18 protein-coding genes are annotated in these 20966 nt (G+C 55.3%); 1 reads left to right on the forward strand and 17 read right to left on the reverse strand.

The window, feature by feature from the left end; all coding sequences use genetic code 11:
• Positions 1 to 30: 30 nt before the first annotated feature.
• Together rpoZ and gmk are read right to left on the reverse strand one after the other, a co-directional pair.
• Positions 31 to 240, reverse strand: coding sequence for a DNA-directed RNA polymerase subunit omega (gene rpoZ / locus KNP85_RS01485; protein WP_021067071.1), 210 nt, complete (start codon positions 238 to 240; stop codon positions 31 to 33).
• Positions 240 to 887, reverse strand: coding sequence for a guanylate kinase (gmk, locus tag KNP85_RS01490; RefSeq protein ID WP_029595720.1), 648 nt, complete (start codon positions 885 to 887; stop codon positions 240 to 242). The genes rpoZ and gmk overlap by 1 nt, the downstream gene beginning before the upstream one ends.
• Before the next feature lie 131 nt (positions 888 to 1018).
• Between gmk and KNP85_RS01495 the strand changes: the two genes are divergently transcribed.
• A complete protein-coding gene (locus KNP85_RS01495) occupies positions 1019 to 2707 on the forward strand; it encodes an Rqc2 family fibronectin-binding protein (protein WP_214755945.1) in 1689 nt (562 codons plus the stop codon).
• Positions 2708 to 3108: 401 nt separating this feature from the next.
• Here KNP85_RS01495 and KNP85_RS01500 read toward each other — a convergent pair whose 3' ends face one another.
• The 15 genes from KNP85_RS01500 to ileS form a co-directional block, all read right to left on the reverse strand.
• Positions 3109 to 4044 carry an FUSC family protein gene (locus tag KNP85_RS01500; RefSeq protein WP_021067068.1) on the reverse strand — a complete coding sequence of 312 codons (936 nt, stop codon included), beginning with the start codon at positions 4042 to 4044 and terminating at the stop codon, positions 3109 to 3111.
• Positions 4041 to 4871, reverse strand: coding sequence for a hypothetical protein (locus KNP85_RS01505; protein WP_031200172.1), 831 nt, complete (start codon positions 4869 to 4871; stop codon positions 4041 to 4043). Before KNP85_RS01505 ends, KNP85_RS01500 begins: the two co-directional genes overlap by 4 nt.
• A 101-nt stretch (positions 4872 to 4972) precedes the next feature.
• Complete coding sequence (gene pyrE / locus KNP85_RS01510) at positions 4973 to 5602, reverse strand: orotate phosphoribosyltransferase (RefSeq protein WP_214719468.1); 630 nt, start codon at positions 5600 to 5602, stop codon at positions 4973 to 4975.
• Positions 5586 to 6290: an orotidine-5'-phosphate decarboxylase gene (gene pyrF, locus KNP85_RS01515; RefSeq protein ID WP_214800896.1), complete on the reverse strand. Its 705-nt coding sequence runs from the start codon at positions 6288 to 6290 to the stop codon at positions 5586 to 5588. Before pyrF ends, pyrE begins: the two co-directional genes overlap by 17 nt.
• Entirely contained in the window at positions 6265 to 7191 is a 927-nt protein-coding gene (locus tag KNP85_RS01520) for a dihydroorotate dehydrogenase (protein WP_021067064.1), read from the reverse strand. Before KNP85_RS01520 ends, pyrF begins: the two co-directional genes overlap by 26 nt.
• Positions 7188 to 7907, reverse strand: coding sequence for a dihydroorotate dehydrogenase electron transfer subunit (locus KNP85_RS01525; RefSeq protein ID WP_021067063.1), 720 nt, complete (start codon positions 7905 to 7907; stop codon positions 7188 to 7190). The genes KNP85_RS01520 and KNP85_RS01525 overlap by 4 nt, the downstream gene beginning before the upstream one ends.
• The gene (carB, locus tag KNP85_RS01530) at positions 7904 to 11107 is read right to left on the reverse strand and encodes a carbamoyl-phosphate synthase large subunit (protein WP_214800898.1); all 3204 of its coding nucleotides are present in this window, start codon (positions 11105 to 11107) and stop codon (positions 7904 to 7906) included. Before carB ends, KNP85_RS01525 begins: the two co-directional genes overlap by 4 nt.
• Before the next feature lies 1 nt (position 11108).
• Entirely contained in the window at positions 11109 to 12191 is a 1083-nt protein-coding gene (locus KNP85_RS01535; protein WP_029595727.1) for a carbamoyl phosphate synthase small subunit, read from the reverse strand.
• Positions 12169 to 13449: a dihydroorotase gene (locus KNP85_RS01540; protein ID WP_214800901.1), complete on the reverse strand. Its 1281-nt coding sequence runs from the start codon at positions 13447 to 13449 to the stop codon at positions 12169 to 12171. Before KNP85_RS01540 ends, KNP85_RS01535 begins: the two co-directional genes overlap by 23 nt.
• On the reverse strand, positions 13446 to 14351 hold the full coding sequence (locus KNP85_RS01545; RefSeq protein ID WP_214800903.1) for an aspartate carbamoyltransferase catalytic subunit: 906 nt from the start codon (positions 14349 to 14351) through the stop codon (positions 13446 to 13448). Before KNP85_RS01545 ends, KNP85_RS01540 begins: the two co-directional genes overlap by 4 nt.
• A 130-nt stretch (positions 14352 to 14481) precedes the next feature.
• The gene (locus tag KNP85_RS01550; protein ID WP_214713821.1) at positions 14482 to 15783 is read right to left on the reverse strand and encodes a uracil-xanthine permease family protein; all 1302 of its coding nucleotides are present in this window, start codon (positions 15781 to 15783) and stop codon (positions 14482 to 14484) included.
• 49 nt (positions 15784 to 15832) lie between these two features.
• Positions 15833 to 16366: a bifunctional pyr operon transcriptional regulator/uracil phosphoribosyltransferase PyrR gene (gene pyrR, locus KNP85_RS01555; protein WP_021067057.1), complete on the reverse strand. Its 534-nt coding sequence runs from the start codon at positions 16364 to 16366 to the stop codon at positions 15833 to 15835.
• Positions 16367 to 16567: 201 nt separating this feature from the next.
• Entirely contained in the window at positions 16568 to 17479 is a 912-nt protein-coding gene (locus KNP85_RS01560) for an RluA family pseudouridine synthase (protein WP_021067056.1), read from the reverse strand.
• Positions 17479 to 17952, reverse strand: a complete 474-nt coding sequence (gene lspA / locus KNP85_RS01565) for a signal peptidase II (RefSeq protein WP_021067055.1) — start codon at positions 17950 to 17952, stop codon at positions 17479 to 17481. Before lspA ends, KNP85_RS01560 begins: the two co-directional genes overlap by 1 nt.
• Positions 17953 to 18010: 58 nt before the next feature.
• Positions 18011 to 20737, reverse strand: a complete 2727-nt coding sequence (gene ileS, locus KNP85_RS01570; protein ID WP_058763332.1) for an isoleucine--tRNA ligase — start codon at positions 20735 to 20737, stop codon at positions 18011 to 18013.
• Between the last annotated feature and the right edge of the window lie 229 nt (positions 20738 to 20966).

The raw sequence follows: 20966 nt of genomic DNA on the forward strand, positions 1-20966 counted from the left end.
ACCCAAGTCGCATCCGACTTGGGTCACACTTCATCCGTTGTTTTTTTCGTTCGTGATGATTGTCGTGTCACCCGAATACAATTCTTCTAGCGCTTGACCGACCGGCTTATACGATTTTGGCGCGGCGATTTTTGTTGCTTTTCCGTCCTGGATTTGGCGGGCCCGCTTCGCGGCCACCGTGACGATTGTGTATTTCGACGGGATGATACGTTGTAAGGCATCAATCGAAGGGTATAACATTAAATGACCTCCATCATGGCTTTTTTATAGAGAGACGCGACACGTTCACGTTTACAATGTTCGGCCGTCACGATCGCTTTGATACGATCGATCGCTTTATCCACTTCATCATTCGTAACGACGTAATCGTATGCATCCATCAATTCAATTTCTTCCCGGGCGACGAGCAAGCGTTGCTTGATCACGTCTTCCGATTCCGTGCCTCGACCGACTAAGCGGTTACGTAGTTCTTGCAGGCTTGGCGGAGCCAAGAATAAAAAGACCGCTTCCGGGAAACGCTCTTTCACTTGGAAAGCGCCCTGGACTTCAATCTCGAGGATGACGTCCTTCCCGCTTTCGAGTGTCTCACGAACCCATTCAACCGGTGTCCCATAATAGTTGCCGACAAATTCAGCGTGCTCGAGCAATTGTTTATGCTCGATCATGTGTTCAAATTGTTCTCTCGTCTTAAAGAAGTAGTGTACGCCTTCCACTTCTCCTTCGCGCGGTTTGCGGGTCGTCGCCGAGACCGAATATTGAAGGTTGTTGTCCTTCTCTTCACGGAGTACTCGACAAACGGTACCTTTCCCGACGCCGCTCGGGCCAGACAAGACGATTAATAATCCTCGTTCTTTAAAATTCACTGCAAGACCTCCATCTTCTAACATCACATTTAATTATAATAGCAGTCAATCAATTGTTCCGGCAAGAAGAAGTTCGGATTTCCTACTTCATCGTACCATATTTTCCGTGAATCTGATAACGTAGAGACAGAAAAAGAACAAAGGTGATGAGACTAGTGGCATATGATGGATTAATGACATATCGTGTCGTAACAGAATTACAAGCGCTCGTCGGGGGGCGCATCAATCGCGTGCACCAACCGTATTCGCTCGATTTGATGATTCAAGTCCGCTCGAACCGCCAAAGCGTCCAATTGCTCGTTTCGGCGAATGCGATGTACGCACGGCTCCAACTGACCGACAACCCGACCAAGAACCCGCAAGAACCGCCGATGTTTTGTATGATGCTCCGAAAACACATCGAAGGCGGCTTCATCACGGCAATCGAACAAGTCGGACGTGACCGTGTCATCGTCCTGTCGATCCGTTCACGAAACGAGCTCGGCGACGAAGAGAATAAGAAAGTGTATATCGAACTGATGGGGCGTCACTCGAACGTCGTCTTGACGAACGAGGACGGCAAGATTTTAGACGCCATCAAACATCTCCCGCCGTCACAAAACACGTACCGGACAATCATGCCGGGCAGCGAGTACTTACTGCCACCGGCCCAAGACAAGTGCGATCCGTTGACGGAGCGTGAAGCCGGTTTGAAACGTATCGACTGGAACGCCGGCTCGCTCGACAAGCAGCTCGTGTCCAGTTTCGCCGGGCTTAGCCCGCAAATCGCCCAAGAGATCGTCCACCGGGCCAAACTCCCGAACCGGGCCAGCATCGAGGAGTCGTTCGTCAGCGTGATGAGCGACCTCGAAGGCCCTTACGTCTTCCAACAGCTCGCGTCGGGCAAAGAGCGCTTCAGTCCAATCGTGCTCACGTCCGGTGAGATCACCTCTGAAGAGCGCTATGAGACGAGCAAAGACGTGCTCGACCGTTTCTTCTATGAAAAAGCGAACCGCGACCGCGTCAAACAACAAGCTCACGATGTCGAGCGTCTGCTCAAGTCCGAGCTTGAGAAAAACCTATTGAAGCGCAAGCGACTGCTTGACGATTTGAAGGCGACGGAACGTTCCGACGAACTTCAGAAATACGGGGAGCTGTTGACAACATACTTGTTCCAGCTCGAGAAAGGCATGACCGTCGCCCACGTCGTCGATTATTACGACGAGGAAGGCGGCATGATCGACATCCCGCTCAACAAGCTCAAGACACCGAACGAGAACGCACAAGCGTACTACAAGAAATACAACAAGTTGAAAGTCGCCAAAGTCGAAGTGCAGAAACAAATCGAATTGAACGACGCCGAAATTGAGTATTTAGAGACGCTCGTCGCCCAGCTCGACGTCGCCTCACCGGCCGATATCGTCGAGATTCGAGAAGAGTTGGCCGAAGGCGGCTACATGAAGCAACGGAATCAAAAGAAGAAACAGACGAAGAAAATTTCGCTCGAGGCGTATACGTCGTCGACGGGGACAGAGTTCTTCGTCGGGAAGAACAATACGCAAAACGATCATTTGACGTTCAAGTTCGCCCGTCGCGACGAGATTTGGCTTCATGTGAAAGATATTCCCGGATCCCACGTCATCATCCGTTCGGGCGAACCTGACGAGACGACGTTGCTCGAGGCGGCAACCGTCGCCGCCTATTTCTCGAAGGCCCGTGCCTCGAGCGGTGTGCCGGTCGATTACACGAAAGCACGTTACGTGAAAAAGCCGAGCGGTGCCAAGCCTGGATTCGTCATCTATACGGACCAGCAGACAGTGTACGTCACGCCGGATGAGCGGCTCGTCAAATCACTCCAGCAATGAGTTCTGGCCACGTCACATGACGTGGCTTTTTCTTGTTAGCCCATGGTCACTCGTCCTCTCGGCGCCCACGCTTTCCGCAGGCAACCCCGGAGCCGCATCGCGACTCAATGTCGCTGCTGGGTCTCCGTTGGGTTGCTTTCCTGCAGGAGTCGGGACGCCGGCGGACGAACGAAAGGATTGGTACACGTCTGATCGACAGGCGAGCAGACACATGCCAAGGCCGGCACCCGAACTCCTAGGGGATAGCGATGCAAGGATGACCCTGTAAAGTGCGGCACGCACTGCGGAGGCATCCGCATCGCCCCAGGAACGGAAGGTGTCGCCAAAGGCATGTGTAAATATGACATGTCCACTTACATTGACAACAAGTAAAGGCCCCGTCGCTAAAACGGGGCCTTCGTTTATTTCGGATTATGTTTGAACGCTTCGAGCTGTTCATGATAGTCGAGCAAGTGCCCGTGTAAAATTTCAGAAACGGATAAATCCTCATGCGGCAACGTGAACAGCGCATGCGGCTTGTCACACGTATAAAGGATATCGTGATGATGCGCGAGGAGGTATAAAAACTCGGACTCGAACACCCGGCGTTCTTCCTCGTCCATGACCAATAGCGCCTCCCGATGTTCAGCGAGACTCTCGAGCAACAAGACGAGCTTGTCCTCAAGGTGAATCAATAACCGGTATTGCTTCATCGTCAAATGCTTCAATTTCACGTTCGTCACTTTCATATCCTCTTGGAGCATCATGTGCAGCTCCTGATGGCCGAGGATACGGGCCCGCGTCTCGAGCAACTCGGACGGGGACCCGACGAGCTCGCGCCAGTGCTGGAACATATACGCCGACGTCTTCCGAATCTCACTGAGCAACCGCTCCTCGTAACGAGGCGGCATGAACGCATAGTTGACACCGAGCGAGACGAAGACACCGACGGCCGTCAACAATGAACGGGTCCACGCATAGTGGAAGAAGTCGGTCGTCGGGTTCTCGAGCATGAGCACGATCGCGAACGCCGCATACGTCGACATGTGCGTCTTATCGAACGTCGTATTGAGCGTGAGCGCGACGATGACGGCGAGCCCGATTGAAATCGGGTTGACCCCGAACGCATAGACGATCAGGAGACCGCACATGAGCCCGACCATCGTTCCGAAGATGCGGCTGAAGACGATTTTCGATGACCGCTTCACGGTCGGTTGCATCGCGACGACGGCCGCGATGGCCCCCATGCCTGAATAGATGCCGAACACGTACCAGGACAAAGCGATGGTGATGGCGACGGCGATGCCGGTTTTCAAAGTTCGAAGTCCGACTTTTGGGATGTAACGTTTGTTCATCATTTAAGCTCGACCTTTCCTGTCTCGGAAATGAGTTCGATGTTTGGTCGGTTCGAGTTCGACAGATGGTACACGCCGCCCCCGATTTCGTTGAACCGTTCCGACGCCGTCACGTTGCCTGTGGTCGTGACGTTCACTTGTCCGGTCGCATTACGCGGCGCGTACGCGAGCGTCCCCGCCTCCGTCTGAATCGTCATGCTTTGATTGACGACGATGTCGCTCACGGTCGCGTTCCGATATGAACGGATATCTCCCGTGACGACACGGACGGTTTCGAGTGTCGTATCACTCCGTGTTTCGACGCGAAGCCGATCACTTTCGAGTTTTTTTACATTAACGGCGTTCGCCTCCAAGACAATCGTCTTGGCAATCAATCCTTGGCCGGTCACTTGCTCGGCCTCGACTTCAATCGATGTCATCGAGCTCGGCAAGGCGACTCGGATTTTATAACGGGATGGTTCATCACTCGCCCGACTACCGAATTGACTGAATTGGCCGTAGCGCTCGACGACCGAAATCGTATCGCCGACCGATTTGACTTTGATGCGACGCTCTTTCGAGTTCGTCTGTAACACATCAATGTGGACTTTCTCATTCGTGCTACGAACGAATTCGACATTGCCGTGCGCCGTCTCGAGCCGAAGTTTCTTCATTTGATAGCGGTCCTCGTACGTGTCCCCAAGTGCCAACACGTGACTGAATATGAATAAATTCAAGAAGAAAATGAGGGGCAAGACGGTGAGGACGAGTCCGAACGCAAGTTTACGATGTTTCGGGATCGCTTGAAAACGGACTTTCAAGGATTTCCCCTTCATTCTAGAATACGCCATACACATCTCCTTTATTGACTGCTTTCCCTATTCTAACATGTTCAGTATGCCATGTACCGAATAGAAAAAGAATCCGCCCGGAGGTGGATTCTCGTTACAGATTATGAAGATAAGACACGTTCGCTCCAACCTGTCGGATCGTTTCGCCAGTCCCGTAAGGAAGCATATTCTTCTTTACTGATGATTCGCTTCTTAACGGCAACGTCGAGCAAATCCGAAAGTGTAATCAGTGCATGCGCAGTGAAGCCGGAGTCTAACAGATTGATGGCGAGGCGGCTCAGACTATAGGAGAAAATCGCTTGAATCTTGACGACTTCCCCGCCGGCTTCCTCAATCGCTTTGGCGGCCTCGATGCTCGACGAGCCGGTCGACAACAAGTCTTCAATCACGACGACACGAGCCCCCGGTTCAAACCGGCCCTCGATTTGATTCCCTTTCCCATGTCCTTTCGCACTCGAACGGACATAGACGAGCGGCAACCCGAGCCGGTCGGCGACAAGCGTCGCATGAGGAATTCCCGCTGTCGCTGTCCCGGCGATGACGTCGACATCGAGCGGACGGATCACCTCAACGAGCGCGTCGATAATGAGGTTGCGGACGTCAGGATAGCTGAGCGTCAAGCGATTGTCACAATAAATCGGACTCTTCATCCCGCTCGACCACGTATACGGGTTTTCCGGTGACAGGGTCACGGCCTCGATTTGTAATAAAGCTTCAGCGATTTGTCTCATAAATTCGACTCCATTCTTGTAAGTAGTATGCATAGGCAGCGTTCGGGTCTTCAGCCCGGGTGATGGGTCGGCCGACGACGATGGCCGACACACCTGCGTCACGAGCCGCTTTCGGCGTGGCAATCCGGACTTGGTCGTCCGCTGTCTCGTTCATGCGGATACCGGGCGTCACGGTCAAAAATGACGAGCCGAGCGCTTGGCGAATCGAGTGGGCCTCATGCACGGACGCGACGACTCCGTCGAGCCCGGCCCGGTCGGCCATGGTAGCCTGGCGAAGGACGGCCTGTTCCAATCCCCCTTCGATGTGTAGCTCTTCGGCGAGCATTCGTTCATCGGTCGACGTCAACTGGGTGACCCCAATCAATTTCGTCGTATCGGTCACCTCGCGTAAACCGTCCAAGGCGTAACGCATCATCGTCTCGCCGCCGAGCGTATGGACGTTCGTCAACTCGACGCCGAGGCGGCCGATTTGACGGAGCGTCCGCCGTGCCGTCTCCGGGATGTCATGAACTTTGACGTCTAAAAAGACCGGGTACCCGCTGTCGACGAGTTGCTCGACAAAGCGGCCCCCTTCCCGATAGAACAGTTCCATCCCGACTTTGACGGCCGGTTTTTGTTCGATTCGTTCCAATAATCGGAACGCGTCGGCGCCCGTTTCGACATCAAGCGCGAGATACAGTCTGTTCATAAGCTTTCCCCCTGATGTCTAAAATATGATCGATCCCAAGTTCGTCAAGTCGTCCTGGTAACGCTTCAATGATTTCCTGACAGACGTAAGGATTTTCAAAATTGGCCGTTCCGACCGCGACTGCCGAAGCACCCGCATAAATGAACTCCAAGACGTCGTCGACCGTCCGCACGCCGCCCATCCCGATAATCGGGATCTCGACGGCCTGGGCGACCTCATAGACCATCCGAATGGCGACCGGTTTGACGGCCGGTCCAGACAAACCACCGATGCGGTTGGCGAGAATCGGCTGCCCGGTCGTGACGTCGATGCGCATCCCGACGAGCGTGTTGATCATCGTGATGCCATCGGCCCCAGCCGCTTCGACCGCTTTCGCCATCGCTGTGATTGACGTGACGTTCGGTGACAGTTTGACGTATACCGGTTTTGTTGACGCCGCTTTGACGAGTCGGGTCAATTCCGCCGCCATGTCGGGATCGGTCCCGAACTGCATCCCGCCGCACTTCACGTTCGGGCACGAGATGTTCAGTTCGAGCGCCTTGATGGTCGGGTCGGCACTGAGCTCTCGCGCGACATGAATGTACTCTTCGGGCGTCGAGCCGGCCACATTGGCGATAATCTCGGTATCAAACGCGGACAAGAACGGTAGTTTGTGTTCGATGATGGCGTCGACACCCGGGTTTTGGAGGCCGATGGCGTTCAACATGCCTTGTGCCGTCTCAGCGACCCGCGGCGTCCCGTTGCCGAACCGTGATTCGCCTGTCGCCGCCTTAATCATGATACCGCCAAGCATGGATAAGTCATAGAGTTTGGCGAACTCTTCCCCGAATCCGAAACAGCCTGATGCCGGCATAATCGGATTCTTTAACTGTAAGCCTGGCAAATCGACGTGTAGTCTCATAGCGTCACCTCTTCTGCCCGAAATACCGGTCCGTCACTGCACACTTTGACGTAACCGCCTGGCGCTTCGCACACGCAAGCGAAACAAGCACCGATGCCACACCCCATCCGATTCTCAATCGAGATATATCGCTCTTCGATATGTGACGCGGCGACCGCCTTCAGCATCGGTTCCGGCCCGCAGCTGAATAAGACATCGGCGTCGACCCGCGCGAGCGGACCTGTCACAAATCCCATTTCTCCATACGTTCCATCGACCGTCGTGATGATCGTCTCCCCAAGTTCACGGAACGCGTCTTCATAAAAAATGCTCGTTTTCGTATCAAACCCGAGAATTGCTACCGTCTCGATGCCACGGGCGGCGAGCAGGCGCCGCGTGTAGTAGAGCGGCGGCACCCCGATGCCCCCGCCGACGAGCACGACCCGTTTACCCGTCTGTTCAAGCGGGAAACCGTTACCGAGCGGTCCGAGGACGTCTAAGACGTCTCCCGTCCGACGCGCGGCCAAATCTGCCGTCCCGCTGCCGATCACTTTATACAGGAATGTGACGACGTTGTCTTCGACGTTCGCGACCGAGAGCGGCCGGCGCAACAGCTCTGACGTCTTCACATGGAAGAACGTGCCCGGCGCAACGGCCTGCGGTGCGATCTCGATTTTCATCTCCATCGTCGCGGTCGCAATCAATCGGTTCGATAAAATGGTCGCGAGTTGTCTCATACGGTCACCCCGAATGTCGTGAAGGCCGGTAAACTCGTCGTTTGGAACGACAGACTCTCGATGACTTGGAGCAGCGCCTCGACCGTGTCGAGCGACGTCAGGCAGAGCACCCCTTGCTCGGCCGCGGCCCGACGGATGATGAACCCGTCTTTCGTCGCAAGGGCGTCACGCGTCGTCGTGTTCAAGACGATATCGACTTCCCCTCGTTCGATGACGCTCAGCATCGTCTCTCCGGCCTCATTGATTTTCCCGACCGGGTGGACCGGCAAGCCATCTGTCGAAAGCGCATGCGCCGTGCCAGACGTGGCCATCAGGCGGAATCCGAGTCGGTTGAAACGGCGGGCGATGTCGAGCGCCTCTTCCTTGTCTTGGTCGGCGACCGTCAACAGGACGTTCCCTTTCAAGGCGATCGTCATGCCGGCGGCGACGAGTCCTTTATATAACGCCTTTTCGAGCGTGCGGTCTGTCGCCATGACTTCACCGGTCGATTTCATCTCCGGCCCAAGTGATGGGTCGACTTCTTTCAGTTTCGCGAAACTGAATACCGGGACTTTGACCGAAATCGCGTCCGCTTCCGGATGCAAGCCGGTCCCTAACCCGAGGTCTTTCAAACTCGTTCCGAGAATCGTCTGCGTGGCGATGCGTGCAACCGGAAGGCCCGTCACTTTCGAGATGAACGGGACGGTCCGGCTCGCCCGCGGGTTGACCTCGATGACGTATAAGTCGTCCGCGTAGACGAACTGGATATTGAGCAATCCTTTGATCCGGAACGCTTTGGCGAGTTTAATCGTGTAATCGACGACTTTCTGTTTTAACGCTTCGCTCAACCGCTGCGGCGGGTACACGGCAATCGAGTCGCCCGAGTGGACCCCGGCCCGTTCAATATGTTCCATGATGCCCGGGATGTAGACTTCCGTCCCGTCACAAATGGCGTCGACTTCAATCTCGATGCCCGTCAAGTAGCGGTCGATCAGGACGGGACGGTCTTTCGAGGCGACGACGGCGTGGCGCATATACCGTTCGAGCTCCGAGCGCTCATAAACGATTTCCATCGCCCGGCCGCCGAGGACGTATGATGGGCGGACGAGTACCGGATAGCCAAGCATGTCGGCACACGCGACGGCCTCTTCTACCGTGACCGCCGTCTTGCCTGGAGGCTGGGCGAGCTGTTCGGCCGAGAGCGTCGCTTCGAACGCTTTCCGGTCTTCGGCGCGGTCGATGTCTTCAAGCGATGTCCCTAAAATCTGGACCCCTTCTGCTTCGAGCGAGGCTGCCAAGTTGATGGCCGTCTGGCCACCGAACTGGACGATGACGCCGAGTGGCTGTTCGTTGCGGATGACCTCGAGTACGTCCTCGGTCGTAAGCGGTTCGAAGTAGAGTCGGTCCGAGATTGAGAAGTCGGTCGACACCGTCTCCGGGTTGTTGTTAATGATGATCGCTTCATAACCTGCGTCACGAATCGTCTGAATCGAGTGGACGGTCGCGTAGTCGAACTCGACACCTTGACCGATGCGGATCGGGCCCGAGCCGAGGACGAGAATCGACGGCTTGTCCGTCTTCACGGCCTCGTTCTCAACTTCGTACGTCCCGTAAAAGTATGGTGTCTCCGAGGCAAACTCAGCCGCACACGTGTCGACCATCTTGTACACCGGACGGATGCCCCAGTCGTTCCGAAGCGACGTCACCTTCTCCACGTTCTCGTTTATGATGCGGGCGATCATCTTATCGCTGAACCCGAGACGCTTCGTTTCGACGAGTCGTTCTTTCGTGAGCGGCTCAAGCCGGAGCGTCTCTTCATGTTGCCAAATCCGTGCGAGTTTCGATAGGAAGAAACGGTCAATTTTCGTCAGCTCATGCAACTGTTCCGTCGAATAACCGCGACGGAGTGCCTCATAAAGCATCCAGAGTCGCTCATCAGTCGGCGTCGTCAACTCGCGATCGAGCTCATCCGTCGTCAATTGTGCGAGCCGTGGTACGGCCAAGTCTTCTGTCCCGAGTTCAAGCGAACGGACAGCCTTAAGGAGCGCTTCCTCCAAGTTGCGGCCGATCGCCATCACTTCCCCGGTCGCTTTCATCTGAGTGCCGAGCCGGCGGTCAGCCGTCTCGAACTTATCGAAAGCGAAGCGCGGAATCTTAGCGACGACATAGTCGAGCGCCGGTTCGAACGAGGCGTAACTCGTCTCCGTCACCGGGTTCTTCAATTCTGACAACTTGTATCCGACCGCTACTTTCGCAGCCAACTTGGCGATCGGATATCCCGTCGCTTTCGAGGCGAGCGCCGAACTGCGGGAGACACGTGGGTTGACCTCGATGACGTAGTACGTGAAGCTGTCCGGGTCAAGGGCGAACTGGATGTTGCATCCCCCTTCGATGCCGAGAGCGCGGATGATGTCGAGTGAGACGCTGCGGAGCATCTGATAGTCGCGGTCCGACAGTGTCTGCGTCGGAGCGAAGACGATCGAGTCGCCCGTATGGACCCCGACCGGATCAAAGTTTTCCATCGCACAGACGATGATGGCCTGGTCGTTCGAATCGCGCATCACTTCATACTCGACTTCTTTCATGCCGGCAATCGATTTCTCGAGCAACACTTGTGTCACTGGACTCGCTTTCAGCCCTGATTCGACGAACTGTTCGAATTCATTCCGGTCATGGGCAATCCCGCCACCGGTTCCTCCGAGCGTGTACGCCGGACGGATGATAATCGGATAGCCGATCCGGTCGGCAAAGTCCCAAGCCGACTCGAGCGACTGCACGATTTCGCTTTCCGGGACCCCGTGGCCGAGCTTATACATGAGGTCGCGGAACTGTTCCCGGTCCTCAGCTTGTTCGATGGCCGATAATTTTGTCCCGAGCAATTCGACGCCGCAATCTTCAAGCACGCCGCGACGATCGAGTTCCATCGCCAAGTTGAGGCCGGTCTGGCCGCCGAGTGTGGCCAGGAGCGCGTCCGGTCGCTCTTGACGGATAATCCGTTCGACGAACTCCGGTTCGAGCGGTTCGATATAGACACGGTCCGCCGTCGTCGGGTCGGTCATGATCGTCGCCGGGTTCGAGTTGACGAGGATGACTTCATATCCTTCTTCTTTCAAGGCAAGACACGCCTGGGTACCAGCATAGTCAAATTCTGCCGCCTGTCCGATGACGATTGGGCCGGATCCGATTACAAGGATTTTCTGAATATCTGGTCTTTTTGGCATGTCACATTCCTACTTTCTGTTTGTTTTCTTGAACGAGTTGCATGAAACGGTCAAATAAATCGTTGGCGTCGTATGGACCCGGTGCTGCCTCGGGATGGTATTGGACCGAGAACGTCGGATGATGTAGATGCTTCACTCCTTCGACCGTGCCATCGTTGACGGCGCGATGCGTGACGACGAGTCCTGTCGTCGCGAGCGACGCTTCATCGACTGCGTAGCCGTGGTTTTGGGACGTGATTGTCACCGCTCCGGTCTCTAGTTCGACCACGGGATGGTTGGCACCGCGATGACCGAACGGGAGTTTGAACGTGTTGGCACCGCTCGCGAGTGCAATCAACTGATGGCCGAGACAGATCCCGAAGATCGGGAGTGTCGGCATGAGGCGCTCGATGAGCGGTAACGCCGTCGGGACGTCTTTCGGGTCCCCAGGTCCGTTCGACAGCATGACGCCGTCCGGCTCATAGCGCATCACTTCTTCGGCCGTCACGTCGTGCGGCAAGACGACGACTTCACAGTCGCGCTTCACGAGTTCACGCATGATGCCGAGCTTCGCGCCGAAATCGATGAGGGCAATCCGTGGGCCGCTGCCGGTGCTGACATACGCCCGCTTCGTCGAGACACGCTCGACTTGATTGGTCGGCAGGAGAACATCGAAGCGGTGTTGGACCGTCTCCCACGTCGAGTCGCCGTCGACCATGACACCGCGCATGACGCCGAGTGAGCGCAAGTGACGCGTCAACATGCGTGTGTCGACTCCTGCTAGACCCGGGATGTTGAAGCGTTTGAGCGTATCATGAAGCGTCGCGGTCGAGCGGAAGTTCGACGGTGTGTCGCACACTTCTTTGACGATGAGCCCTTTCGCCATCGGAACGGTCGTCTCGAAATCTTCGCGGTTGACGCCATAGTTCCCGATCAACGGATTCGTCAACACGATGAGTTGATCACAGTAAGACGGGTCAGACAACATCTCTTGATATCCGGTCATCCCGGTCTGGAAGACGACTTCCCCGATCGTCTCCACACTTGCACCAAACGCTGTTCCTACAAATGAAGTACCGTCCTCAAGCCATAATGTTCGTTTCATCGAATCTCCCCTTATATACGATTTTCCCAGCCACGATGGTCATCACCGGCCAGCCAACTAGTTTTTTCCCAGCGAACGGTGTGTTCTTCCCTTTCGAGCGGAACGTCGTCGGATCGACGACCCGCTCCGTCTCCGGGTCGATGAGGGCGAGGTCCGCCGCCCGGCCGACTTCAATCACACCGTACGGCAACCCGAACACGTCGCTCGGTCGTTTCGTCATCCACTCGATGAGCGCCGCCTCTTCCATCTGTCCCGTTTTGACGAACGTCGTGTACAAGAGCGGGAACGCCGTCTCGAAACCGGTGATCCCGAACGGGGCCCGTTCCATGCCGGCCGCTTTCTCCTCGGCCGTGTGCGGGGCGTGGTCGGTCGCGATCATATCGATCGTGCCATCGAACAAGCCCTCGAGTAGCGCCTCCCGGTCGTCCGCGCTCCGGAGCGGCGGATTCATTTTAAAGTTCGGGTCGAGGCCCGGGATATCGTCTTCACAGAGGACGAGGTGATGCGGTGTCACTTCGGCCGTGACCCGGATGCCGGCTCGTTTGGCGTCGCGGATGACGCGCACCGACTGTCGTGAAGAGACGTGGCAGACGTGATAGTGACAGCCTGTCTCTTCGGCGATCAAGACGTCCCGGGCGATATGGATGCTCTCGGCGAGGCTCGGGATGCCTTGGATGTCATGTTCTTCACTGAACCGGCCTTCGTGGACCGAACCGGCCTTGAGCGTATTGTCCTCGCAATGGGCGACAATCGCCTTGTCGAGTCGTTTCGCTTCCCGCATCGCCGCGCGCATCATCGCTGCCGATTGGACGCCAACTCCGTCGTCGGTGAAGGCGAACGAATCTGCGAGCGAGGCCATGTCGACTTGCTCGGTGCCGAGCTGTCGTTTCGTGATGGCGGCGTATGGCAGGACACGCACGATGGCGTCTTGCTCGATTTTAGCCAGGAGCTGGTCCATCGTCGCCCGGTCGTCCGGGACGGGACGTGTGTTCGGCATGGCGCAGATTGTGGTGAACCCGCCGGCCGCAGCCGCCTCAGTACCCGTCTTGATCGTCTCTTTCTTCTCCCCGCCCGGCTCGCGCAAGTGGACGTGGACATCGACGAGCCCCGGAATGAGGAGCTTCCCTGTCGCATCGATCACGTCATGTCCTTCGGTCGTGCCGTCATAGTCGATCGAGCGGATTTCGCCGTCCTCGATCAATAGATTCGTCGTCCGTTTCGTGTTCCCGTCATACCAAGTTGCGTGTTGAAGTATCATAATTGTCCCCCTAATGCTCGATTTAAAATGGCCATCCGGGCGTAAACGCCGTTCGTCATCTGTGGAAAGATCCTCGACTTCGGATGTTCAATCAAACTGCCGGCGATCTCGACGTCACGGTTGACCGGTGCCGGATGCATGATGATCGCTCGTCCTTTCATTCGGTCGACGCGTTCGGGCGTCAACCCGTAGCGCGCATGATAATCTTCCTTCGAGAAGATGTCGCCCATGATGTGGCGTTCGTGCTGAACGCGGAGCAGCATGACGACGTCACAGTCCGCTAACACATCGTCGAGGTCCCGATGCTCGAGCCCCATCGACTCGTCCCACCAAGAGGCGGGGCTGCAGCCGACGACGTTCGCCCCCAGGCGTTTCAATACGCTTGCGTTCGAACGTGCGACGCGGCTATGGACGAGGTCACCGCAGATGGCGATGTTCAACCCTTCGAACGTCTTGAACTCTTCAAAGATCGTGACGAGGTCTAACAGTGACTGCGATGGGTGTTCCCCGCTCCCGTCACCGCCGTTCAACACCGGGATGTTCAACTTTTCAACGAGTTCATGGTAATAGCCCGACTCCGGATGGCGGATGACGAGGGCATCGACCCCGATTGCCTCGAGCGTCTTGCACGTGTCGTACAGCGTCTCGCCTTTCGTCACCGATGACGTCGCCACGTCGAACGGAATCTCTTGTACTTTCAAGTGCCGTTCGGCCATTTGAAACGAATTTTTCGTTCGCGTCGAGTTTTCAAAGAATAAATTCGCGACCGTCTTCCCATCGAACAATGGGGGCATGTTCCCTTGTTTATAGCGGAGCGACTCCTCGATCAGACCCATAATCTCGTCGAGGGATAGCGTGTCCAGGCTGACAAAATGCTTCGGTTGTTGTTTGATGATGTTCATGTTCGTCTCCTCCTTTTATGTGAAGGCAAAGAGAAAAGGCGTCTCTTCACCTACGTGAAGGGACGCCTTTATCTGGGCAGAACACACCCAAATAAACGAGCCTTCACTTTGCCGACCTCACGGGATCGAATTAAAAGTTACTTGCTTGTCGTGTGTCTTCAGTTGTTTCGGCAGCAGGTTCTTCCACGCTTTCCGCTTTTGGCAAGAAGGCGTTCAAGAGAATCCCGACGACCGTTGCGAGCGCCATCCCTTGGACCGGGAAGCTACCGAGTTGGACCATCGCCCCACCGAGTCCGATGACGAGGATGACCGAGGCGATGATGAGGTTGCGTTTCTCGGCGAGATCGACGTTGCTCTCGACCATCGTCCGGAGACCGTTCGAGGCGATGACCCCGAACAAGAGGATCGAGATGCCGCCTTTGACCGGGTTCGGAATCGTCGAGATGAACGCTTCGACGTGTCCGAGGAATCCGAAACTGATGGCCATGAGCGCCGCTCCGGCGATGACGTAGACGCTATACACTTTCGTGATAGCCATGACCCCGTTGTTCTCACCGTAAGTCGTACACGGTGGACCACCGAGTGCCGAGGCGACCGCTTTCCCGACCCCGTCGCCGAGGAGGGTCCGATGGAGACCTGGGTCTTTCATCGTCTCGCGGCCGATGATTTTCGACGTGACCATCTGGTCGCCGATATGTTCCGTCATCGTGACGAGTGCGACTGGGACGATGGCGAGGAGTGCCCCGACTTGCCACATCGGCATGTAGTCGACGAACACCATCGTGAAGTCAGGCAGTTGGAACAAACTCGCTTGTCCGAGCGCCGAGTAGTCGATGATTCCGAACAGTGCGGCGATGAAGTAACCACCGATGATTCCGAACAAGATCGGAACAGCGCCCCATACTCCTTTGAGCGTCGTCATGGCGAGAATCGTAATACCGAGCGTGAGCAACGCGACGGTGATGAACGTTCCGTTGTATGCCCCGTCCTTATTCATCGACATGTCGATGGCGACCGGTGCGAGCGATAAGCCGATGACCATGATGACCGGACCGACGACGACCGGCGGCAGCAAGCGTAGCAACCAGTTCACGCCTGTCTTATAGATGACGAGCGAGACGACGCCGTAGACGGAACCGGCGATGATGCCTCCGAACAAGGCGGCTTCGACACCCCATTGTTGACTGACGGCGATAATCGGCGCGATGTACGCGAAGCTCGATCCGAGATAAGTTGGGACTTTGAAACGTGTGATTGCTAGGAATGAGAGCGTGGCCACACCGGAAGCGACGAGGGCGACGGACGTGCTTAGGCCCGTCAAAATCGGGACTAAAATCGTCGCTCCGAACATGGCGAAGACGTGTTGCAGGCTGAAGAGCAGCCATTGCGGTAAGTGAGCGGGACGCTCGTGGATGTTGAGGATGGGTTTCATATGTGGTTCTCCTTCCTGGCCTCTCTGGACCACCTTAAAGGTTTTTTGATTATTGCTGTTTGATGAATACTTCGTCGGTCGCATCGACTTCACTGAGTCTGACGACGACTTGTTCCGACTTCGACGTCGGGACGTTCTTGCCGACAAAGTCGGGGCGAATCGGTAACTCACGGTGTCCGCGGTCGATCAAGACGGCGAGCTGGATATAATCCGGCCGTCCGTGGTCGACGAGTGCGTCCATGGCAGCCCGCACTGTCCGGCCTGTATAAAGGACGTCGTCAATCAAGACGACCGTCTTGCCGTTGATATCATGCGGTAACTCGGTCGCTTTCACTTCCGGGTCGAGTGATTTCTTTGATAAGTCATCCCGGTAGAGCGTGATGTCTAAGTTGCCGAGGGCAATCGGTTTGCCTTCGATTTCTTCGATTCGGCGGGCGAGCCGGTCGGCGAGCGTCTCGCCTCTGGTTTTAATCCCGACGAGTACGACGTTGTCCGTCCCTTTGTTTCGCTCGATAATCTCATGGGCGATTCGGGTAAGTGCACGGCGGATGGCCGCTTCATCTAAAATGGTGGAACGTTTCAACTAGTTCCCCCCTCTCACAAATTATATAAAAAAAGAAGACTTCCTCATCCGGCTGGAAAAGGAAGTCTTCATATGTGAGGGCAGACCTCTGCCTCAAATAATCGACGTGTCGTGGCCGCGGCCACAATCCTTTCACAGCCTCTCTGGACTGGGTTTAAAGGTGTTATGCTTCCTAGACTATAAATCGGAATCGGTTGAAAGTCAACGCGTTTTCTCGATTTTGTCTAATTTGGCAAGCTCCGCCTCGAAGTCGGCTGGGAGTTTCGCCTCGAATTCAAGCCATTCGTTCGTGCGTGGATGGAAGAAACCGAGCGTCGCCGCGTGGAGCGCTTGACCGTTCAATTGAATCGTACGGCGTGGACCGTATTTCGGGTCACCAGCAAGCGGATGGCCGATATAACGCATGTGAACGCGGATTTGGTGCGTCCGTCCCGTCTCCAATTTACACTCGACGAGCGTGAAATCTTTGTATCGCTCGAGCAGACGGAAGTGCGTGATCGCTTCTTTCGCGTTCTTGTCGGTCACCGTCATCCGTTGACGGTCGTTCGTGTCACGTCCGATTGGCGCTTCGATTGTCCCAAGTTCATGGGCGACTTCGCCGTGGACGAGGGCGATATATTCACGCTTGATTTTACGATCCTTCAACTGGCTCGCGAGCGATTCGTGGGCCACATCATTTTTCGCGACCATGAGAAGACCGGTCGTGTCTTTGTCGATGCGGTGGACGATGCCTGGACGTTTGACGCCATTGATGCCTGACAAATCGTCACAGTGGTAAAGGAGCGCGTTGACGAGCGTCCCTGACGTATGGCCGGCCGCCGGATGGACGACCATGCCGCGTGCCTTATTGACGACGATGACATCCTCGTCCTCATAGACGACGTCGAGCGGGATATCCTCAGGTAACACTTCGAGTTCGACGGCATCTGGGACCGTCACGACGATTTCGTCGCCTTCTTGCAATTTATAGTTCGGCTTGACGATCTGTCCATTGACGAGCAGGTCTCCCGCCTTGATCCAGTCTTGGATTTGCGAACGTGACCAATCACTTTGTTCGCTCATCCATTTATCGATACGAGCCTTTTCTTCGGCGACAAATGTGTAAGTTTCCATTACGATTGTCCCCTTTCTTTGTTTAATTTTTCTTCGAACAAGACGCCGATGATCATAAAGATGACCCCGAACGTGAGCGCCATATCGGCGACATTAAAGATGGGGAAGTTGTATCCGAACGGGTACGTGTCGACAAAGTCGACGACTTCTCCGCGGAAGAGACGGTCGATAAAGTTCCCGATGGCACCGGCGAGTAGTAACCCGACGCTATAACCGAGCAAATCGAACCCGTTCACTTCTTTATGCAAGAAGTAAATCAAACCGACGACGACGATGGCCGTGACGATAAAGAAGAACACCATCTGCCCTTCGAGCATGCCCCAAGCCGCACCTTTATTACGGTAAGACGTCAAATAAAGCAACCCAGGGATGAGTTCAATCGACTGTCCGATTGTCATCGTCTGGACGACGATCCATTTGGTCACTTGGTCGAGCAAAATGAGGAAAAGTGCTAATCCGTAGTAACGTTTCATCAGATTCTCCTTTCAAGTCATAAGAAACCGGAGTGGACGATCGCCACTCCGGTCCGGCTTATGCGATGACTTCTGTACAACGCGGGCAAAGCTCTGGGTGCTGTTCGTCTTGACCAAGCTCGGTCGAGTACGTCCAGCAGCGGGCACAAGCGGCACCATCAGCTTTCAAGACGCTGATTTCGGCTGTCGCATAATCGACATCAGCCGAGTCGACGTAATCAAGCTGTGACACTTGTAGCAATTGGCGCACGTTGTCGATCGTCTCGAGCAACTGTTTCGTCTCACCTTTCGGCGCAACGAGCAACTTCGCTTCGAGCGGTTTCCCGATCAATTTCTCACCACGGGCAATCTCGATTGCTTTCAAGACGTCGTCACGGAACGTGAGGAACTTCGACCATTTCGCAAGCAACGCCTTCTCGTCTTCCGACAATGCCGCTACTTCGTCAAGGTCCGTCAAGAAGACGCTATCCGCTTGTTTCGCCGGCACTTCTTGCCATACCTCATCCGCCGTGTGCGGAAGGATTGGGGCGAGTAATTTCGTGAGCGTGACGACCGTGTCATACATGACCGTTTGAACGGCACGACGACGCGCGTCATCTTCGCGCTCGATATACAAGATATCTTTCGTGAAGTCGAGATAGAATGACGACAACTCGTTGACACAGAAGTTATGGCTCAAGTGATAGACGGCCATGAAGTCGAACGTGTCGTATGCTTTGACGACTTTCGCTTGAAGCTGTTTGAGTTTTGTCGCCATGAAGCGGTCCGCTTCCGGCATGTCTTCGAACGCGACACGCATCGACGGGTCGAATCCGTTCAAGTTACCGAGCAAGAAGCGCAACGTGTTGCGGATTTTCCGGTATACTTCCGACACTTGTTTAAAGTTATCGTGTGACGCGCGGACATCTGACTGATAGTCGACCGACGACACCCAAAGACGGACGATTTCTGCTCCGTACTGTTTGACGAGGTCGTTCGGTGCAATCGTGTTACCGAGTGACTTCGACATCTTGCGTCCGTCTCCGTCGAGAACGAAACCGTGGCTGAGCACGTTGCGATACGGCGCTTTGCCAGTCGTCGCGACAGCCGTCGAGAGTGACGAGTTGAACCAGCCGCGGTATTGGTCCGATCCTTCAAGGTACAAGTCGGCCGGGCGGCGCAAGTTGTCGCGCTGTTCGAGTACGCCCGCATGTGACGAACCTGAGTCGAACCAAACGTCCATGATGTCGAGCTCTTTACGGAACTCGCCGTTCGGGCTGTTCGGGTGTGTGAAGCCTGCTGGCAACAAGTCTTTCGCTTCACGCTCATACCAGACGTTCGATCCGTGCTCGTGGAACAAGTTGGCGATATGTTCGATCGTCTCGTTCGTGATGATCTCCGTTCCGTCTTCGGCATAGAAGATCGGGATTGGAACACCCCAGGCACGTTGACGGCTGATGACCCAGTCCCCACGGTCACGGACCATGTTGTAGAGACGTGTCATGCCCCATTCCGGCACCCAGTTCACTTCTTCGATTTCACGGAGCATATCGGCACGGAAGTCTTTGATTGAGGCGAACCATTGCGGTGTCGCGCGGAAGATGACCGGTTTCTTCGTACGCCAGTCGTGCGGGTACGAGTGTTTGATGAATTTCAAGTTGAGGAGATAGCCGTTCTCTTCGAGCTTCATCCCGATTTGTTTGTTCGCGTCTTCATAGAACAAGCCTTCGAAACCTGGCGCCTCATCCGTCATATAACCACGGTCGTCGACCGGGCACAAGACGTCGAGTCCGTACGCTTGTCCGACACGATAGTCGTCTTCCCCGTGCCCAGGTGCCGTATGGACGAGACCTGTCGCGTCAGCCGTGACGTGATCGCCGATCATGACGAGCGAGGTCCGGTCGTAGAGCGGGTGTTGCGCCGTCATGTACTCGAACTCACGTCCGTTCCAAGAACCGCTCACCGTGTAATCCGTCCACTTGAGTGCCGTCGTCACTTCTTCCACGAGCGATTCGGCGACGATATAGCCTTTGCCGTCATGCTCGATACGCGTGTACGTCAACTCGTCGCTGACCGCGATCCCGAGGTTGGCTGGAATTGTCCACGGTGTCGTCGTCCAGATGACGAAATGATCGGTCGTCTGAAGAACGTCTTTCCCGTCGACGACTTGGAACGCCACGTAAATGGCCGGTGACTTCTTGTCATAATATTCGATTTCTGCCTCAGCGAGCGCCGATTCAGAAGAAGGTGACCAATAGACCGGTTTCTTCCCTTTATAGATGTAGCCTTTTTCGGCCATCGTCCCGAAGAGACGGATTTGAGCCGCTTCGTATTCTGGGAGGAGCGTGATGTATGGGTTGTCAAAATCAGCGAGCAATCCGAGGCGTTTGAACTGTTCACGTTGCGAGTTCACTTGTTCCATCGCATACGCTGCACACTTCTCACGGAACTCGGCGACCGTCATTTCTTTGCGGTTGACACCCGCTTTTTGAAGCGCGTTCTCGATTGGGAGACCATGTGTGTCCCAGCCCGGAATCATCGGTGACTGGTAGCCGTTCAATGATTTGAAACGGACGATGATGTCTTTCAATACTTTGTTGAGCGCGTGGCCCATATGGATGTCACCATTCGCGTACGGAGGTCCGTCGTGAAGGATGTATTGCGGTTTCCCAGCGTTTTTCTCTTGGACGCGGTTGTATAGGTCCATCTGTTCCCAAGCCTCATGCATCGCTGGCTCACGTTTCGGCAGATTTCCGCGCATCGCGAATTCTGTGTCAGGCATCAATAGTGTGTCTTTGTAGTTCATTGAAACTCCTCCTGCATCTTTTTTTGACAACAAAAAAACCCGCCCCTAATAGGGACGAGTTGGTCGACTCGCGGTACCACCCTACTAATCTCAGGAAAAACCCCGAGACCGCTCTTGGTAACCGATAACGAGGTCAGGCGGTCGCGCTTACTAACTTCAGCCCGACACTCATAGGGGATACCGATAAAGTCTTTCTCTTAGGCTTGCACCTTCCCTAAGTCGCTTCGTA

The sequence above is a fragment of the Exiguobacterium sp. s194 genome, from assembly GCF_018618275.1.
Classification (GTDB): domain Bacteria; phylum Bacillota; class Bacilli; order Exiguobacteriales; family Exiguobacteriaceae; genus Exiguobacterium; species Exiguobacterium chiriqhucha.

What these genes read in the sequence shown, in the direction of transcription:
- rpoZ (WP_021067071.1), bottom strand. Translation starts at nt 240, where the DNA reads ATGTTATACCCTTCGATTGATGCCTTACAACGTATCATCCCGTCGAAA.
- gmk (WP_029595720.1), bottom strand. Translation starts at nt 887, where the DNA reads ATGTTAGAAGATGGAGGTCTTGCAGTGAATTTTAAAGAACGAGGATTA.
- KNP85_RS01500 (WP_021067068.1), bottom strand. Translation starts at nt 4,044, where the DNA reads ATGATGAACAAACGTTACATCCCAAAAGTCGGACTTCGAACTTTGAAA.
- KNP85_RS01505 (WP_031200172.1), bottom strand. Translation starts at nt 4,871, where the DNA reads ATGGCGTATTCTAGAATGAAGGGGAAATCCTTGAAAGTCCGTTTTCAA.
- pyrE (WP_214719468.1), bottom strand. Translation starts at nt 5,602, where the DNA reads ATGAGACAAATCGCTGAAGCTTTATTACAAATCGAGGCCGTGACCCTG.
- pyrF (WP_214800896.1), bottom strand. Translation starts at nt 6,290, where the DNA reads ATGAACAGACTGTATCTCGCGCTTGATGTCGAAACGGGCGCCGACGCG.
- KNP85_RS01520 (WP_021067064.1), bottom strand. Translation starts at nt 7,191, where the DNA reads ATGAGACTACACGTCGATTTGCCAGGCTTACAGTTAAAGAATCCGATT.
- KNP85_RS01525 (WP_021067063.1), bottom strand. Translation starts at nt 7,907, where the DNA reads ATGAGACAACTCGCGACCATTTTATCGAACCGATTGATTGCGACCGCG.
- carB (WP_214800898.1), bottom strand. Translation starts at nt 11,107, where the DNA reads ATGCCAAAAAGACCAGATATTCAGAAAATCCTTGTAATCGGATCCGGC.
- KNP85_RS01535 (WP_029595727.1), bottom strand. Translation starts at nt 12,191, where the DNA reads ATGAAACGAACATTATGGCTTGAGGACGGTACTTCATTTGTAGGAACA.
- KNP85_RS01540 (WP_214800901.1), bottom strand. Translation starts at nt 13,449, where the DNA reads ATGATACTTCAACACGCAACTTGGTATGACGGGAACACGAAACGGACG.
- KNP85_RS01545 (WP_214800903.1), bottom strand. Translation starts at nt 14,351, where the DNA reads ATGAACATCATCAAACAACAACCGAAGCATTTTGTCAGCCTGGACACG.
- KNP85_RS01550 (WP_214713821.1), bottom strand. Translation starts at nt 15,783, where the DNA reads ATGAAACCCATCCTCAACATCCACGAGCGTCCCGCTCACTTACCGCAA.
- KNP85_RS01560 (WP_021067056.1), bottom strand. Translation starts at nt 17,479, where the DNA reads ATGGAAACTTACACATTTGTCGCCGAAGAAAAGGCTCGTATCGATAAA.
- lspA (WP_021067055.1), bottom strand. Translation starts at nt 17,952, where the DNA reads ATGAAACGTTACTACGGATTAGCACTTTTCCTCATTTTGCTCGACCAA.
- ileS (WP_058763332.1), bottom strand. Translation starts at nt 20,737, where the DNA reads ATGAACTACAAAGACACACTATTGATGCCTGACACAGAATTCGCGATG.